This is a genomic window from Pseudoalteromonas sp. SG43-4 (genome assembly GCF_014164325.1).
Classification (GTDB): domain Bacteria; phylum Pseudomonadota; class Gammaproteobacteria; order Enterobacterales; family Alteromonadaceae; genus Pseudoalteromonas; species Pseudoalteromonas distincta.
In genome coordinates this window covers 1-421 of the sequence record NZ_JACJFB010000064.1, presented here as the reverse complement: position 1 = coordinate 421, position 421 = coordinate 1, and the positions used below count along the sequence as shown (strand labels likewise).

Genomic DNA, 421 nt, shown 5'->3' with positions numbered 1-421 from the left:
CTACGATAGTTGCTACAACACCAGCACCTACAGTACGACCACCTTCACGGATAGCAAAACGAAGACCTTCATCCATCGCGATTGGTGCGATTAGAGTTACTGTCATCTTGATGTTATCACCAGGCATTACCATTTCTACGCCTTCTGGTAACTGTACGTCACCAGTTACGTCAGTTGTACGGAAGTAGAACTGTGGACGGTAACCTTTGAAGAATGGAGTATGACGACCACCTTCATCTTTAGAAAGTACGTATACTTCTGAAGTGAATGTAGTATGTGGGTTGATTGAACCAGGCTTAGCTAGTACTTGACCACGTTCAACGTCTTCACGCTTAGTACCACGTAGAAGTGCACCAATGTTCTCACCAGCACGACCTTCGTCAAGAAGCTTACGGAACATTTCAACACCAGTACAAGTAGA

1 protein-coding gene is annotated in these 421 nt (G+C 44.9%); it reads right to left on the bottom strand.

All coding sequences use genetic code 11. The features are described from left to right. The coding region (locus H5160_RS20175; RefSeq protein ID WP_404936241.1) for an EF-Tu/IF-2/RF-3 family GTPase at positions 1 to 421 on the bottom strand (421 nt) is incomplete at both ends.